Genomic DNA, 16,472 nt, shown 5'->3' on the forward strand with positions numbered 1-16,472 from the left:
GGCTTGGGAGGCCAGTTGGCCTGGCAGGCAGCACGTGATCATAATTTCCAGTAGTCTGCCGGTTTGCCGATGTAACTCAGGAACTGCCTCGTGTCGCCCTTGAGGCGGCGGGCAACACGCCACTTCATGAGCCACGGCCACTCGGGCTTATCAACATAGCGACGGCCCTGTTGGCCAGCTTCATTGACCAAGGGCAAGTTGGTTCCATCGTTCAGGAGTTGTCGCGCTTCACCACCAATGCCTAAAAAGTCAAGCACGACTTGCAGGGTCTGCTGGGGTGAGCCGAGGAGATCTTCAAAGGTCAGGCATAGAATTTGCTGATCCGAAAAATAGCTTCTGAAACTGCTGATGCGCTCGTAGTACATCGAGCAGCCCAGAAGTAGATGTTGAAGCCTTGATGTTGCTAGTAATTGTGAGAACTCCCTTGTCCCAGGATGTTTTCCTTTGATATGACGCCACTGTGACACCAGGCGATCGAGGGGATGTCTGGTCATGTAGATGATTTTTGTATCCGGCAGATACTTGTGCATCAAGGCTGATGTGTGCTCAAAGCTTGGCAGGGTGCTGCTATACATTGTGCTGCCCTCCCCGCGTAATCTGGCTTGGGCACCCTCTTGAAAAAGCTTGGCATACCAATTCCAGCCCTTGTCATAGCGCCTGCCAAAGAACTTCGGTTCCTTCGGCTTGGCCATGAAAATGTCGGGATGTCTGCCCAGCACCCGGGTCAGTGTTGTCGTGGCAGATTTGGCGGCCCCGATCACGATGAAGTTCGGAAGTGAGTTGGTTGGAATCCTGGCCACAGCGTCGTAGTCGGCGCCTTCCAGGCCCTTGGCGATCGCGGCTAACACCGCCTCCATGTCAGGTTCAGCGGTCGCGCTCGAGCCAGGCCACAGTGCGGGAGGTTGCGGCATCAGTTCAACAGGGAAGCCTGGACTTCGCGCTCGCTCCCCACTCCCTCCGGGCTGCTGAGCGCCACGGAGCCAGTCCGCTGGTCATGGCGTTCAAGCCTTTCGAGTGCCCGCCAGGCTCCCTCCCCCTGGTTCTTGTGCCCTTGCCAGATTTCGGGGATGAACGAGGCTGCGGGGGTGTGGTGGCGCAGCATCCGGAACAGTAGAGGCCAGTCAATTTCGCCTTCGTCAATCTGCAGACCTTCACCATCCACACCACTGGCATCAGCCAGATGCAGGTGGGCAGTGAAGGGCAGAATCCTTTTGAGGAAGCCATGAAATGACTGGCCAAGGTGGTTACAGGCCAGTTTCGAGTGGGAGGCATCCAGGCAGACTCGATAGTGATGCTCCCTGCAGAACGACTCAATAAAGTCGGGGTCAACAAACAAGTTGTGGAAGCGTTGCCCCCCGAAATGCCAGGGAAAGGGCGGCATCGTTTGCGGGATGATTTCGACGCCGTCACAGCTCAGCGCTGAGAGGCTGGCCTCCAGCGCGTTAAGCATTGGCTGCCGTGCTTCCGGCAACAAGTGCTGGTGGGCTGAAAATCCACCCATGTTGGTCACCAGCAGCACGTCTTGAGGGCAATCGAAGCGTTCCCGCAAGACCCTGGCCAGATCCAGCACCCTCTGCAGTTGCTGGATTGAGTGCTGCCTGTACTCGCTGTCTATGCTGCAGAGATCCAGCGTGTGATCCCCGGCGAACAACTCAGGGGCATGCACAACCAGCCCCAACGGAATGCTGTTCGGAACGGCCTTGGCTACAGGGATTTCCAGATCTTTGTAACTGAGGTGAATCTCTACCAAGTCGAGATTGCTGGCACCGCTGAAAAGTTGAAGATCGTGGTATCGAACTGGCACCCCAAAAGGATTGCTGAACTGGTAGTGACGCGCTTGAACGCCATCCTGGCCGAGATCAGACTCAAAGAAGAAATCGCCTGGATTCTTGTCACTGCTCAAAGTCTGCCCCAGCAGATCATTGAGGCGGTAGGGTTGCAGGCCCTGGCCGGGGCTCTGAACCCGCACCATGGCACTCTCGATCACGGTTCCGCGAGGGATAGGGCACGCTGCCACGAGGCTTTTGGCCAGCACTTCACGGTTCATCAGTTCTCCCTGGCTGATGGCGCGCTCGGCATCGCTGCCCATGGAATCCTCTACGGCGCGAATGGCCTCCACCATCCGACGAAACTCCTCTGGCAGCAGACTCACTTTGTGGTCATTCCCTTCCATGCCAGGATCAAGGGTAATGTGTTTTTCCACCACAGTGGCCCCCAGGGCCACAGCGGCGATGGGCACTTCAAAGCCGCGCTCGTGGCCTGAATAGCCCACCGGTCCACCGGAGAGTTCTCGCAAGCGTGCGAGATAGCGGAGATTCACATCTTTGTAGGGAGTGGGGTAGGTGGAGTTGCAGTGCAGCAGGGCAAACGGCGCCCCCTGCTGGCGCAGATGTCGAATGCCGCTGGTGATCTCCACTTCCGTGGCCATGCCCGTGGAGCAGATCAGGGGCTTGCCCGTGGCGGCGATGGCCGTGAGCAGATCGTGGTTGGTGAAGTCCGCCGAGGCGACCTTGAAACCCTCCATACCCCAGCGCTGCAGCTTTTCCAGGCTGCTGACATCCCACGGTGTGCAGAGGGGAATCATGCCCTTGCGGGCGGTGTAGTCAAAGCAGCGATAGAGCTCGTCGTCCGTCAGCTGGAACCGCTCAAGTAGATCGAGCGTGTACTGGGTGCCCAGATCAGAGGCCATGTCATTGCTGTTGCCAGCGTTGACATAGAGATTCTTCATCTCCCGCATCTGGAACTTGGCACAATCCACACCCGCTGCTGCCGCCGCATCAATCAGCTTCAGGGCCAGATCGAGGCAGCCGTTGTGGTTATTGCCGATTTCCGCAATCAGGAAGCTTGCACTGCCATCACCGATCAAACGCCCTGCAATCCGCAGTTCCCGGGCCCCTTCAATGGCCACGGCGGCGATGCGTCCATGGCTGTCGAGTAGCGGCACCAACTGGATCTGCGGGCTGAACAGGGGCGCCAGATCAGCTGGACTCATGCCCACCAGTCCCGTGCGGCACTTGGGGTTCATGGCCCGGGTGACCGGGGCGTTCAGATCGATCGGGTTGCAGCTGGCCACCCAGCGACGAAAGTCACCGTCGCTGAGTACGCCCTGGAGGATGCCGCTCTCCGAGACGACAAAAATCAGGCGTGACTTGTTGGCCGTGATCTTGGACAGGGCCGCCAAGACAGTGTCTTCGGCGAAGACTACAAATTGAGTGAAATTGCGCTCGATCTGCATGGTCTTAGCCCTATAACAACAGCATCGACGATTGAAGCGTTTTGGAGTCCCAGTCTGTCGTTCAGATTGTTAGCCCAGGGGGCCAACCAGCTGGAAGTCTTTAGACTGCTTTGCAAGAGAGCAATGTGTAATCTCCTTCGTCGCGGCCAGCTTACAGGTTGAACCTGGGGCTGGCCAGCAGCAGCAGGCGCCGCCCGAGACGGCTGGAGCAACGTACGGCCTCCAGCCTGCGCTGGATGTTGCCATTGTCAGGCCGTTGCAGGGCCGCCATCTCCAGCAGTTTCCCGGCCTCGGCGTAGTCGTGGGCCGCAATGGCCTCTTCCGCAGCGAGCCGCAGCTGGTTGCTGGACAGATCCGCCGAGTTCACCACGTAGCCCCGATGCTCCAGCTCCAGGGACGCTTCGGCTGGGGCACCCACCCGCTGGAGGCCATGCCAGCTGATGGCATCGAATAGACGGCTGGGGCTGCAGGTCTCGTCGTAGCCCACCCACTGGAGCCAGTCTGGATTTCCCCGCGTTCCCACCAGGGCATCGAGATCGTCGATGCTGGCCAGGCAGTGGACGAGCCCGGACCCCCCGAAGAAGTCGCTGCCCAGGTCGCTTCGCAGGCCGAAGTCTCCCATCACCAGCGCTGAGCAGCCATGGTCGAGGGCGTCGAACAACGCCGTGGAGGACAGCGTGGCGAACAGGCGGCTGTCCGCCAGAAGTGCGGCCAGGGGGGCGTAGGAGACCGTCAGGTTGGCCGGACGACGACGGCACACCTGCTCGAGGGTGGTGGTGATGTGCTCGCCGATCTCATGGAATGTGGCCTCATGGGGAGCCACCCGGGGCTTCAGCACCACCTGCCAGTCGCTGAACCGCTGGGCCAGGTCCACCACCAGCCTGGCCAGCTGGCGCCGCTCCTCCAGGCTCGCGGGCATGGCCACCTGTTCGGCGAACACCAGCTGTCGTGGGCGATCGGCCAGGGGCCTCACCTCCGCTACCGAGGCTCGCCGCAGCCCGGTGAGCACCGTGCGCTGGCTCCGGAAGGGCGTGTGACGCAGGAAGCGCTCGAAGCGCGCCTGGTCGCGCGGGCCGTTGAGACAGATCAGGTCGTAGCCCAGCCGCCAGGTGAGGGCCTCCTCGAAGCGCTCCAGCACCACGCCGTTGAATCCGCAGAAGAGCAGGGCCCTGCGGTGGTGATCATGCTGACGTGAGCGGAGGTAGGCGCTGCGGAAGCCGGCGATCTTGCTGCCGGTGAGGAACACGCCGATCGCTGCGAAGCGGCTGAGACCCTGGTCCTGCAGCAGCGTGCTCAAGCTGCCCTGTTGCACCGTGCCCAGCTGTGCCATGCGCTCCTTCACCGCCTCCGGGGTGCCGTCCCGGGGGATCAGGTGGATGGTGAGCTCAAGGCCGGCGGCGCGGTGCCCCCGGGCCAGGGCCTCGCAGTACAGCATCTGGCTGTCTGAGTCGGCGACCAGCAGAACGGCGCTCATCGCCGCTCCGCCAGTTCGGCGGCCTGTGCTGTCCTGTCCGCCAGCCACTGGATCAGGGCAGCGGCACCGGGACCGATCTCCCAGCCCAGCTCCCGCAGCCAGCCGGGATTGGGAGATGGCAGATGCAGCAGCTCCTCGAGGTTCTCGCAGCTGGTGATCCGGCCCATCAGCCCGGAGCCGAACAGCAGCGGTCCCTGCATGTCGGAGCGGATGCCGTAGTCGCCGAGCAGCAGCAGGGGCAGCTCCCGGCCCAGGGCCTCCCACAGCAGGGGGCTGCTGATCGTGGCGCAGACGCCGGCCCGATCGAGGCTGCGGGCCCAGTCCGATGGCGGGGCCAGGCGCAGGTTGGCCGGGGGCGGGCGCTGCTCCAGCAACCCGGCCAGGCTGGGTTCGCTGTCTTCGACCGCGGCGGAACCGGCATGGTTCCGTGCATGGCCCAGCCCATCCTGTAAGGGATCGCTCTGAAGGATCACCTCCCAGGCCGGAGAACTGGCGCAGAGGCGCTCCAGCACCTCCAGCAGCCGCAGGCGCGCCCCCGGGGCGGGTGGCAGCGTCGCCTGCTCCAGGAACACCAGGCGACGCGGCCGGGATCCTGGTGCCGCGGCAGGAAGCTTCGGCGCCAGCCCCCACAACCCCAGCAAGGCTGTTGGCGGAGGCGATTGCCCGCTCGTACGCCCAAGGTCCGCCAACTCTTCCCGCTGACGCGGGCCCTGCAGGCAGAGCAGGTCGACCCCGAGCCGTGGCAGCAGATCCATGGCCAGGTCATCGCCCACCAGGGGCGTGGATGGTCCACTGAACACGGCCACCGGCGTACGGCCCCTCAGGGCGGCAGCCTGCCGCAGCCGTTGCAGGAAGGGGGGCACCTGCAGGGGGTTGATGAACAGCCCCACGCCGTCCAGATCGAGCAGCAGATCGCTGCAGCTCAGGGCCTCCAGCCCCAGGGGCGCATCCACCAGGACCTCCGCTCCCGCAGACTCCAGGGCGGTGGCGAGGGCCCCGCAGGCGGAGCGGGTGGCCGGGCTGTCGCTCACCAGCAGCACCCTCATCGGCCGCGGACGAAGTCCTCAACCCAGTGCAGGCCGAGCACCAGGTCGCGCAGATAGCGCATCACGTTCTTGCCGCGGTGGCTGGTCTTGAGGCGCGAGCGGTTGCCGGCACTGCTCAGCATCCGCCGGCCGCCGTGGCGCAGGGCGTACTGCTGCCAGGGCTCGGCCCCCCAGCCCGGCGGGCCCGGGGAGGTGGAGGGGCTGCTGGCAGCGGCCTCCCTGCCCCGTTCAAGCAGCTGGGCCATGGCCTCGATGAAGCGTTCGCGGCCGTCCTGACAGCGGCCGTGGCTGTCGAGCCAGGCCTCGTCGTGGATCGGCGTGAACGGATCGGCAATGATCGCCTCGAAACTGCGCACCGTGTTCGAGGCCACGAAGTAGTGGTTGCCCAGGGTTTCGTTCACCCCCAGGTCGGCCACGATGCGGGTGCTGATGCCCAGGGCCATCGCCTCCATGGCCGCCGTTGACGACACGGTGATGGCGCAGCCGCACTGGCGCAGCAGGGCAAGGCTCGGCTTGTAGTTGATCTGCAGGTTCGGCGACTTGCGCATCAGCTTCTCGATGCGGCTGGCCATCTCGCCATGGCGCCTGTGCAGGGTGCGCTCCACTCCGGAGGTGCGCGGCTTGAAGATCACCGTGTGGTCTGGCCAGCGCTTGGCGAGGTCGTTGAGCCGGTTGCAGACGTAGTGGCGCTGCAGAGGATTGCCGGGCACCGAAGGCTGTTCAAAGAAGACGATGCTTGGCTTCTCCACGGGGCCGCGGCGGCCTGGGTGCAGGCTCCAGAGGATCGGCAGGCCCGTCACCACGGCGTTGCTGGCCGAGATTCCCAGGGCCTGGCAGGCGTGGCTGTAGAGCGCCAGGTCCACCGGGGAGTTGAGGCAGAGCAGATCGGCACCGGAGCGATCCATCATCCCCTCGATCTGGTGGCGGAAGAGGATGCCGGGGTAGGCGCTCACCGTCAGGGGCCAGCGCCCATCAGGCATCTCCGATCGCAGCAGCATCTGCAGCTCACGGGTGCGCTGGCCGTCCAGGCCCAGCACCAGGGCATCGAGCTCGGCGAGGCTGGCGCGGATCTGGCGGAGGGTCTGCCAGTCCTGGCGCACGATCGTCACCTTGGCGTCGATCCGCTGGATTTCAATCAGCTGCCGCCGCGACAGACGGCGGCCCTGGATTTCCAGCAGGAACAGGGTGGTCACTGCCCCCTGCTTGCGGCACACCGACAACATCGCCATGGCGGTCTTGCCAAAGGAGTCGAAGCTGGCGATGGCGGCGATCTGCCGGTCCTGGAGGCGGCTCATCCGCCCAGCCCTCCGCGAACGGGGCCATCCAGCAGCGGGGCAAGCTGACGGCAGAGGTCGAGATCTGCCGGGGTGTCAATCTCCGGGGAGGGCGCCTCGATCTCCACCGGCAGCAGGGGAGGCACGAAGCGGCTGCCGGCGCTCAGGAAGGCCTGGGTGCGCAGGGCATAGATGGAGCCAGTCTCAAGGAAGCAGGGTTCGAGATCCTGGCGCCTCTGGCGGGGACGGCTGGCGTCGTGGTTGAGGCCCACGCCCCAGCCGTCGGGATCACGGCCCCACAGGAAGCCGTGCCACGGCGTCACGGCAAAGGCCAGGTTGGCCTCTGACGCCAGCAGACCCCGCACCACCTGGTCAATCTGCTCACCGGTGGTGAAGGGTGAGGTGCACTGAAGAAAGACGAACACGGAGGGCAGGGCGCCCTGCTGACCGAGGTCGCGCAGAGCGTGCACCAGGGCCGACTCTGACGACGCCCCGTCTCCCGCCAGTGCCGCAGGACGGGTCACCAGCTCGGCGCCTGCGGCGGCGGCGGCCTCGGCGATCGCCCCATCGTCGGTGCTGACCACCACCCGGCCGATGCCCTCGGCGGCGAGGGCGCTCTGGACGGTGCGGCCCACCAGGGGGAGGCCACCCAGGGGCTGGAGATTCTTGTGGGGTATTCCCTTGGACCCGCCTCGCGCCGGAATCAGGGCAAGGGGCGGCAGGGAGGGGTCGATCAGCGGTTCGGGCCAGTCGTGGCGCGGGATCGGCAGTTCCATCCCCAGGACTCCGGGGTCCGCACTGAGCCCGAACTTAGCAGCGCCCATCGGGGCTCCAGGCACGCAGCCGGGCTCGGATCTGGGCCAGCCGGAAGCGCAGCTCCGGCGGCGGATCCAGCCCCAGCAGCTCCAGCCAGCGGGGCAGGGCGGTGGGGAAGGCGCCGGGATCGCGGCGCAGCAGCCCCAGCTCCTCCACGGCCCGCTCCGGCGTGGTGAAGGCCCCTGAAGCCTGGCTGAGATAGATCGGGTAGTGGATCAGGGCGCCGTAGACCAGGTCATCGAGCACCAGGGCCCGGCCCCGCCGCTCGCACTGCAGCTGGTCGCGGCTGAGCCCCCAGCCGGCATAGAAGGGCATGCCCCAGGTCTCCACCGGGATGCCCCGCATCAGGGCCTCGAAGCCGGTGATCGAGGTGCGCACGTGCACGCTGTCCACCTCCTGGAGCAGATGGTCCATCGGCGCCTCGGCCAGCACCAGATCGCAGTGGCGGTGAGCCTCCGCTTCCCCTGGGCCGGGTTTCTGACGCCCGGAGACCACATCAGGATGGGGCTTGTAGATCAGGAAATCGTCTGGATAGGCCGCGCGCACCGCCTGCAGCAGCTGCAGATTGCTGCGCACGCTGGCCTGCTTCGGCACGCCATAGCGGATCGAGAGGTCCACCTCCACCTGGCCGGGCACCAGGCGCACCTGCCTGCGGCCCAGGTCTGAGGGACGGCTCCACCGGGGCGCGCGCAGGTTGTATTTCGTCACCCCCGCCGCCACGATCCGCTGCCGCAGGGCCGCTGCCCGCTGTCGCTCGGCGGCAGTGAAGTGGTGTTCGGCCAGGAAGGTCTCCAGGTCGCAGGCGCAGGAGGCGTCGTAGTAGATGCCGGTGTGGTCCACCACCCAGGACACCGGCGGCACCCAGCGCAGCCACCACCCCTGCCCCACCGAGCGCAGAAAGCCGTCTTCGGCGTGGATCAGGGGGCAGCCAGCCTTCCGCAGACCCAGCCCCACCCGGTTGCCCCAGACCAGGGAGCGCCAACCGGCCCTCCGGGTCGGCCTGGCATGGAAGGGGCGAAAGCTCAGCCGGCCTGGGCTGAGGGGGCGCTGAAAGCGGCGCACGGCCTGGCGTTTCCAGCCGGCGACTCCAAACACCTCCAGGGCCGGGGGCACCGCCGCCCGCTGGCGCCGCTGCAGGCCGACATGGGCGATCAGAGCCTCGGGGCCGATCAGTTGCCGGGTTTCGGGGTTGAGGTAGCGGGCGTACCCCACCAGGCAGGCATGCACCAGATCCTCCAGCTGGGCACCTCCTGCCCGGGCGCCTGCTGCCCGCTCCGCCTGCTCCGGGACTGGCAGGCGGTCGTGGGTGAGCCCCCAGCCGGCATAGAAGGGCATGCCGAAGCAGTGCACGGGCCGCCCCCAGACCAGGGCCTCGAAACCCATCTGGGAGGTCACCACATAAACGGCGCTGGCGGCTTCCAGCAGGGCCGCAGGATGGCCGCCATCGGCACAGGCCAGCACCCTGGGGTGCTGCAAGGCCTCCGCCGGGACATGCCCCCGTCGACGCCCGCTCACCACGTCGGGGTGGGTCTTCAGCACGACCTGGTGCCTGGGGAAGTCCTGCAGCGCGGCCTCGAGCATCGCCAGGAAGCTGGCTGCGGAGGCGGCGCCGTGGCGGATGGAGGCATCGCCCGCCACCTGATCCACCACCAGCACGAACGGGCCATCGGGGGGCGGCGACTCCCGGGCCCCGTTCAGCTTGCTGACCCGGTGCTGCCGCCAGGCCGCCGCCAGCTGCCGGGCCCGCTGCTGCTGGGCGGGAGCCAGGCCCGAGGCGATCAGGGCCTCCAGCCTGCTGGGCCGGGAGGCGTCGTAATGGATCCCCCGATCGTCCAGCAGGATGCCAAGCGGCGGTGTGCCCGGTCCTGGATCCACCGAGCGCAGGAAGGCGTCCTCGATCCGCCACAGGGGGAGGCCCCGGCGCTTGGCCTCCCGTTCGCCCCAGAGTCCGCTGCGACGCCGTCCCCACACCAGCAACGCGTCGGGGTTGCGACGCCTGCAGGCACGGCGTCCCACCACAACCTGCGCCGGAGCCAGCAGCGCCTCCAGGGTGGTGTGGGCCAGTACGAGGGGATCGGGAAGGCCGAGCAACGGTCCCGGCCCGTCGCAGGCAGCTGTGGCCGCGGCCGCAGCGGTCGCAGGGTCGGGACTGGGCAGGAGCGGGGAGGCGGCCGGCTGCGGGCTGGTCCCCATCCTTTGTTCCGGAGGTTGTTGGCGCCGATCCTACGCCTGATCCCCAGGACCAAACACCTGTCTCAGTGCCTGTCAGCACTGGGTTTCAGCCCGGCCCAGCCGCTGCAGCATGGGAGAATCGACTCGTCCGGCCGCAGGGGTGGCATTGGCCAGCGTTCAGATTCAGATCGAAGGCCCGGTGCTGCTCCTGATGGGCCCGATCGGTCTGTTTTTCTCGCGCCTCTGGCGGTATCTGCACGACTGCGGCGTGCCGGTCTACAAGATTTCCTATCCACTGCACGAATTCGGATTTCCTCGGAAGGCAAGGATTCCGTTTTCAGGTTCCATGGAGGAATGGCCAGCATTCCTGCGAGAGGTGATTCAGGAAAAGGGAATCCGCCACCTGTTTATGTATGGCGACTTCATTGACCCGCATCGCCTGGCTATTGAGGTGGCCCAAAGTCTGAACGTTGATGCCTATGTGTTTGAGCTGGGTTACGTCAGGCCGAACTATGTCACCCTGGAGCGCGATCGTGTTAACTGCCGCTCCAATCTCAACCAGCCAGTGAGTTTCTACGAGGCCCTGCCTGCAGTGGCCCATCTGCCCCAGGCACGCCTGGATCCTGGTTGGCGCTGGCGCAAGATCTGGAAAGCACCCACCTTCATCCAGCACGCCTTGACGCGCTACAGGATCATTGAAGGGGAGCACAAGCTGCAGCCCTCGCCGGCTTTTCTCTGGTGCCAGGTGAGGGGCTCCGTGCGCTACTGGATGTATCGGCTGCAGGAACGCAAGCTCAAGCACCTGCTGGTCGAAAACCTGTCGTTCTTCCTGGCGATTCTTCAGGTCTCCAGCGACTCGCAGATCACCACAGGGTCAGGTTTTCGCGGCATGCACGATTTCATTGAAACCGTGATTGTATCGTTTGCAGCCCATGCCCATCCCTCAGATCATCTTGCGTTCAAGCACCATCCCCGCGATCGGGGTTACAATAATTACAAGTCTCTGATCCGCCTGTTGGCAGAACGCGAAGGAGTTTACGGCCGGGTTCATTACTTCCACGATGGTCCCCTCAGCGCCTTCATCCGCACCTGTCGCGGCGTGGTCACCGTCAACAGCACGGTGGGGCTGCAGGCCCTGTTCCATGCGGCAGCCACCAAGGTGATGGGGCAGACGTTCTACAACCTCCCCGGCCTGACTGATCAACAACCATTGGATGGTTTCTGGGCCTCGCCCCAGACCAGCAGTCGTCCGTTGTTTTACCGCTTCTATAACCACCTGGTCACCACCACCCAGATCAACGGCAACTTTGATGGTGAATTCCCTTTTCGCGAAACCCTGCCGGTGGCCCTCTCGGCGCGCTCAAGTCCAGCCCGGCTGGGCTCGGCATCGGGCGCCAGGCTGGGCTGGCTGGTGCCGCTGCGGGTCATCTATCGCCTGTTCTGCTTCGCGGCCATGTATGTGGCCTATGCCTTGGAGTTGATCGCCCTCACGCTGCGGATGCGGCGGCTGGCCCGGAACTTGCTCACCGTGGTGGCCCGCTTCGGCCTGCGCGCCGTGGGCATCGATGTGATTGTCGACGACAGCCTGTTGCTACAGGATGATCAGTGCCGACGCATCCATATCTGGAATCACAACAGCCCCTTTGATGTGTTCGCCATCCAGGGCTATCTGCAGATTCCCGCAGTCACCACCTCCGGGTTGCATCTGAACCGGTTGCTGCCATTCTTTGACCGCTCCGCCACCAATGCCGGCCATGTGCTCCTGGATCATCGCCATCCCGAGCAGCGGCGCAGCACGCTCTGGAAGTCGTCGCAGGTGCTGGAGCGCCACGGTCAGTTGATGATCGCGCCCAACGGTTCCCTGAAGACGTCGATCCTGCAGCGCGCTTCCGCCAGTGCCTATCTGCTGGCCCGTCGCCATCGGGCCACGGTGGTGCCCTGGTGGTTTGAGTACAGGGGGCTGGAGGGCATCGAGGCTGGGGCGCTCTACAGACCACTGCGCCTGCTGGCCCAGCGACTCACGGCCCCACGGGTTGTGCTCCACTGCCGCCAGGGTCGTCCCGAGGATCTCGGCTTGCCGGTTGAGGAGAACCATCGGGAGGGTTTCTCCCGCCGCGTGATGGCGTACTACTCCCAGGATGCGGCCGGCTGGGCCGAGCGCCATCACCATCTGGCCAGCTGATCAGGCCCCCTGCAGCACCAGGGAAATGTTGTGCCCACCAAAGCCAAACGCATTTTTGAGCACGAAGCGTTGCCCAACCGGCACCGTGAGCCTGGTGGGTTCCCCCTGCACTAAGTGGAGCTGAACGGCGGGATCCTGGGGCTGACTGTTGGCGCTCACAGGAACCTGCCCGCTGGCCAGGGACCTGATGGCCATGATGGTTTCCACCGCGCCGGCCCCGCCGAGCATGTGGCCGAACTGTCCTTTGGGTGCTGTCACCGCTAGGGCCGCGTTGGCTTCTCCCAGAAGCCCACCGATCGCCTGGGCTTCCGCCAGATCACCCATGGCGGTGCCCGTGGCATGGGCCTGGATGAAACTCAGATCAGCCACGGCCAGACCGCTGCGCTGCAGGGCCTGCTGCATGGCGGCCCGGGCCTGGGTGCCATGGGGTTCGGGCGACACCATGTGATGCGCATCGGCGGTGCTGCCCGCATCCAGCAGGAACGCCTCACAGTGGGCGCCGCGGGCGTTGGCATCGGCCTCGCGCTCCAGAACCAGAATGCCGGCCCCCTCAGCGATCACGAAGCCATCCCGATCCAGGCCATAGGGGCTGGAGGCCAGTTCCGGAGTGCTGTTACGGGTGGAGAGGGCGCGCATGGCACTGAAGCCCGCCAGGCCCAGTTGGTTCACGGGGGCCTCCGACCCCCCCGCCACCACCACATCGGCGCGGTCATCGCGCAGCAGCATCAGGGCCCAGAGCAGGGCTTCGGCGGAGGATGCACAGGCCGAAACGGGCGTGTGGGCGCCGCCGTGGGCACCGAGGGCAATGCTGATCTGCCCTGCCCCCGCATTGGGAATCAGCATCGGCACCGTCACCGGATTGACCCGCGAGGGGCCGCGCTCCAGCAGGATCCGGTACTGCTGCCCCATGGTCTCCAGACCGCCGATGCCGCAGCCCACCACCACGGCAACCCGGCGCTCGGGCAGCCCACCAGGAGTGTCGAGGCCTGCCCCCTGCCAGGCCTCCCTGGCCGCGAGCAGGGCCAACTGGGAGCAGCGATCGAGGCGGCGCCTGAGCAGGGGCTCCAACTGGGCAGTGGGCTCCTCTGGGATCATCCCCGCCACCCGGGATGGCAAGTCCTGAGCCCACCCGTCCGCCAGAAGGCTGATGCCGGATCGGCCCGCGAGGTAGGCCTGCCAGCAGCTCTCTACCCCGGCACCCAGAGGCGAGAGGGCTCCCATGCCCGTGATGGCGATCCTCTCCTTGGCCACGGCTGGGTTCAGCGCTGTGCGCGAAACATGGCCAAACCTACGTGGTGGGGCCTGCGCCTACGGAGCCCCAACCGTGCTCAGGCCCTGGCCCTGGGCCATTCAGCGAGGGGCTGGCTGGGTCGCGGTGACTGCACGGGCAGTGACGTAATCAACGATGTCACGCACAGTCTTGAAGGTAAGAAGATCCTTTTCTTCGATTTTGATGCCCATGGTTTCATCGGCCTCAATCAGAATCTCATAGAAACCCAGGGAGTCAACACCGACATCATCAATGATGAGGGCATCCAACTCAATACCCGCGGGATCCACCCCGGCGATCCGGGCCAGAATATCTTTTAAACCAGCCAGAATCTCTGCCTCGGTGAGCACGGGGCTGGGGTCTGATTGCAGGTGGCCTGCACAGGATGGCAGCCCTTCGTTGGATTCTGGGGTGACTGAATCTGTCAAGAGTTTGAGACTATGACGAGCTGGAGCGGGGTCTGACCAGGTGCTCTACGAGCAATATTTTATCATTGACTCAAGGGTTTGCCAGCACGGCCTGGACCACTGGGGTCAATCTCAGAAGGACCACGGAACCAGGGAAATTGCCGGTACACCGGCGCGTGGGAAAAGCCAATGAAATGCTGCAGCCGTCGGCGGGGCACCTTTGTGAGGTCGGCTGTCATTAAAATCTCCGTGATCTGGTTGAAGTCTTTGGCCACTGAGATGTCATGACTTTTGGCACCCATGAGATTGATGTATTGGCGTAACAACACCGGGAGCTTGAAGCTGGCCAGCTGTTTCTGGGTTTCACCTTCCAGCCTCTGGATGGATTGGCAGCTGCCACCGGCGTGGCGTTCATCACCGCGGAACCCCCTTGGGTAGCGAGCCGGGGGGATGTCAGTGTTGTCGTCCCTGAATGGAGAGAGCATCAGGGAACGAAGAAAGAAATCATTCACACTGCCCGGATATTGAAAGTGATTATAGGATACTAATCCATAAATTGCAGTGTAGCCTGAGGCAATGGCTGCTTGAAGGCCTCCTCGGAACAGGGTCATCAGCGAAGCAGGTTGCCTCTGAAATGCTGGCGAAATAGCGACCCTGCCGATCTCAAGATGGCTGCCACGGGTGATCAGAAAATTTTTTATTCCTGGGTAGACGTGCTCAAGATATGACGTTGCAGAGCTGTGGGCAATACCGCTGGCGCTGGGGTCAGTAGAAGGTGTTTGAGACGGTACAAACTGAAGACGGGCTGTCCCTGCAAGGGCAAATGTTGTATCATCGACCAAAATAAAGTGATCGTAGAATGGGTCTCTGCCATCCAAGTCTTTATTGTTTCCAGAGCCAGAAAGCTTCTGTCTGTAGGTCAGCTCTCGCAGCAGGCCAACTTCATCCGAAAAGTTTTCGAACGTGTTGCCAGGAATTAGAAAGAGGGTTAATCCGTAGTTGGAAAAGAAATAAAATGGCTTGATGTCGTCAATCAGTGAACGGCTCAGGGGGATCATCGGTCGCTGGGGCTGAGCGCGGTGGACGTCGTGCTGCCCATGAAACCACCTGGGCAGGCCCAGAACCAAGGCCCTGGGCTGAAGCCCTTAGGTCCCGCCGGTTGTGAGGCTGTCACCTGGATCCGACCGGACTCTGCCCCTACACTGAGCGCCCAATGCTGATCCGCCTGTAGCGGCCGGAGATCAGCGTGTTTGTCGAGGTTTCGATGCTGCCCTCCATCCGTGTCCATTTGACAGCCGCCGCCCAGGCACCGCTGCGGATTGGGGCTGCGGGGCTGCTGCTCGCCAGTCCTGGCCTGATGGTTCCCAGCATCCCTGCTCAGGCAGGCCAGCGGCAGCCTTTCGCCCCGCAGGCCGCTGCCGGTGCCTGGCTGGCCCAGCGCCAGGCTTACCCGATGACCGGGGATCAAGCTGCTCCCCAGTCAGATACCGCGGTTCCCAGCGCCTTACCGGGTCAACCCGTGGTGCAACAGCAGCGGGAGACCAGGCAGGCGCGCGCGCGGCGGGCCACCTTCAGTCCGGAGACCAGCAATTTCCGCTACCGCCTGGCGCCCGGTGACCGGGTGAGGATTTCGGTGTTCAAGGTTGATGGCTATGCCGCTGAGACGGAAGTTCTCAGTGATGGCACGGTGAACCTGCCTCGGATCGGGTCGGTCAACGTGTGGGGTTTGACGCTGGATGAATCCAACCAGCGCATTACCAGCCTCTATTCCACGATCCTGCGTCGACCCTTGGTCTACATCGACCTGATCGCGCCCCGGCCGGTGCGGGTCTCATTGGTGGGTCAGTTGGAGCGCCCCGGCTTTTACACTCTCAGCCGCGACCCATCCACGTCCACCCTGAGGGCCGCAGGGCCTGGAGTGGAGGGCACTGTTGTGGCCACCTCCGGTTGGCCCACCATGGTGGATGCGATCCAGCGGGCCGGCGGCCTCACGGCCTTGGGTGATCTCTCCAATCTGGTGCTGGTGCGTCAGGGCAATGTTCCGGGAGAGTCGCCTCGCGAATATCATTTTGACTATCTCAGCGTGTTAATGAACAACGCGCAGGTTGTTAATCCACTGATCAATGACGGCGACATGATCAAGGTGGGTAAGCTCGAAGGTGCACGCTCCAATGAGGCACTCATTGCCACTGGGGCATCCAACTTTGCTCCAGACTCCATCTCGGTGAATGTCGTTGGCGAAGTGGAGGTTCCTGGCGTCAAGCAGGTGAAATCCAATAGCCCTCTGACCAATGCGGTGTTGGCAGCAGGTGGCCTTGATCCCCAGCGCGCCAGGCTCTCCAACGTTCGCCTGTTGCGACTGGAGGCCGATGGCTCGATCATGTCTCAGGAGGTGGCCTTTGATCCTTCCGCTGCCCTGGGTTCGGAGGCGAACCCCCCTCTGCGCAATGGCGATGTGATCGTGGTGTCGCGCAACAACTGGACCCGCTTCAATGACACCCTTTCCCAGGCTGTGGCACCCCTGGGCCCTTTGTTGAATGCCGCTTCGCTCTACAACATCCTGACCCGCTGAGACCCGGTTGTAGGGCGCCGATGC

General features: G+C 64.2%; 12 protein-coding genes. 2 read left to right on the top strand and 10 right to left on the bottom strand.

What is annotated here, in order from left to right:
• Window positions 1–38: 38 nt before the first annotated feature.
• The 7 genes from ACWJIO_RS04760 to ACWJIO_RS04790 form a co-directional block, all read right to left on the bottom strand.
• The gene (locus tag ACWJIO_RS04760; protein ID WP_480311734.1) at window positions 39–911 is read right to left on the bottom strand and encodes a sulfotransferase family protein; all 873 of its coding nucleotides are present in this window, start codon (window positions 909–911) and stop codon (window positions 39–41) included.
• On the bottom strand, window positions 911–3,235 hold the full coding sequence (locus ACWJIO_RS04765; RefSeq protein ID WP_480311735.1) for an N-acetylneuraminate synthase family protein: 2,325 nt from the start codon (window positions 3,233–3,235) through the stop codon (window positions 911–913). The genes ACWJIO_RS04760 and ACWJIO_RS04765 overlap by 1 nt, the downstream gene beginning before the upstream one ends.
• Before the next feature lie 151 nt (window positions 3,236–3,386).
• Window positions 3,387–4,709: a DUF6716 putative glycosyltransferase gene (locus ACWJIO_RS04770; protein WP_480311736.1), complete on the bottom strand. Its 1,323-nt coding sequence runs from the start codon at window positions 4,707–4,709 to the stop codon at window positions 3,387–3,389.
• The gene (locus ACWJIO_RS04775) at window positions 4,706–5,755 is read right to left on the bottom strand and encodes a DUF6716 putative glycosyltransferase (protein ID WP_480311737.1); all 1,050 of its coding nucleotides are present in this window, start codon (window positions 5,753–5,755) and stop codon (window positions 4,706–4,708) included. The genes ACWJIO_RS04770 and ACWJIO_RS04775 overlap by 4 nt, the downstream gene beginning before the upstream one ends.
• A complete protein-coding gene (locus ACWJIO_RS04780) occupies window positions 5,752–7,050 on the bottom strand; it encodes a DUF6716 putative glycosyltransferase (RefSeq protein WP_480311738.1) in 1,299 nt (432 codons plus the stop codon). Before ACWJIO_RS04780 ends, ACWJIO_RS04775 begins: the two co-directional genes overlap by 4 nt.
• Window positions 7,047–7,853: an acylneuraminate cytidylyltransferase family protein gene (locus tag ACWJIO_RS04785; RefSeq protein ID WP_480311739.1), complete on the bottom strand. Its 807-nt coding sequence runs from the start codon at window positions 7,851–7,853 to the stop codon at window positions 7,047–7,049. The genes ACWJIO_RS04780 and ACWJIO_RS04785 overlap by 4 nt, the downstream gene beginning before the upstream one ends.
• Window positions 7,840–10,038 (bottom strand): capsular polysaccharide biosynthesis protein, encoded by a 2,199-nt coding sequence (locus ACWJIO_RS04790; RefSeq protein ID WP_480311740.1) that lies wholly within the window; start codon window positions 10,036–10,038, stop codon window positions 7,840–7,842. Before ACWJIO_RS04790 ends, ACWJIO_RS04785 begins: the two co-directional genes overlap by 14 nt.
• A gap of 139 nt (window positions 10,039–10,177) precedes the next feature.
• On the opposite strand from ACWJIO_RS04790, the gene ACWJIO_RS04795 reads away from it, so the two are divergent.
• The gene (locus ACWJIO_RS04795; protein ID WP_480311741.1) at window positions 10,178–12,199 is read left to right on the top strand and encodes a capsular polysaccharide export protein, LipB/KpsS family; all 2,022 of its coding nucleotides are present in this window, start codon (window positions 10,178–10,180) and stop codon (window positions 12,197–12,199) included.
• Here ACWJIO_RS04795 and ACWJIO_RS04800 read toward each other — a convergent pair whose 3' ends face one another.
• The 3 genes from ACWJIO_RS04800 to ACWJIO_RS04810 form a co-directional block, all read right to left on the bottom strand.
• Window positions 12,200–13,450: a beta-ketoacyl-[acyl-carrier-protein] synthase family protein gene (locus ACWJIO_RS04800; RefSeq protein ID WP_480311742.1), complete on the bottom strand. Its 1,251-nt coding sequence runs from the start codon at window positions 13,448–13,450 to the stop codon at window positions 12,200–12,202.
• A gap of 99 nt (window positions 13,451–13,549) precedes the next feature.
• Entirely contained in the window at window positions 13,550–13,819 is a 270-nt protein-coding gene (locus ACWJIO_RS04805) for an acyl carrier protein (protein WP_480311743.1), read from the bottom strand.
• Between the two features lie 140 nt (window positions 13,820–13,959).
• On the bottom strand, window positions 13,960–14,934 hold the full coding sequence (locus ACWJIO_RS04810) for a GNAT family N-acetyltransferase (protein WP_480311744.1): 975 nt from the start codon (window positions 14,932–14,934) through the stop codon (window positions 13,960–13,962).
• A 461-nt stretch (window positions 14,935–15,395) separates the two neighbouring features.
• Here ACWJIO_RS04810 and ACWJIO_RS04815 point away from each other — a divergent pair, with 461 nt between their 5' ends.
• Window positions 15,396–16,448 (top strand): polysaccharide biosynthesis/export family protein, encoded by a 1,053-nt coding sequence (locus ACWJIO_RS04815; protein ID WP_480311745.1) that lies wholly within the window; start codon window positions 15,396–15,398, stop codon window positions 16,446–16,448.
• The last annotated feature ends 24 nt before the right edge of the window (window positions 16,449–16,472 follow it).

This window comes from Paraciimarium castrense LEGE 11436 (genome assembly GCF_056633055.1).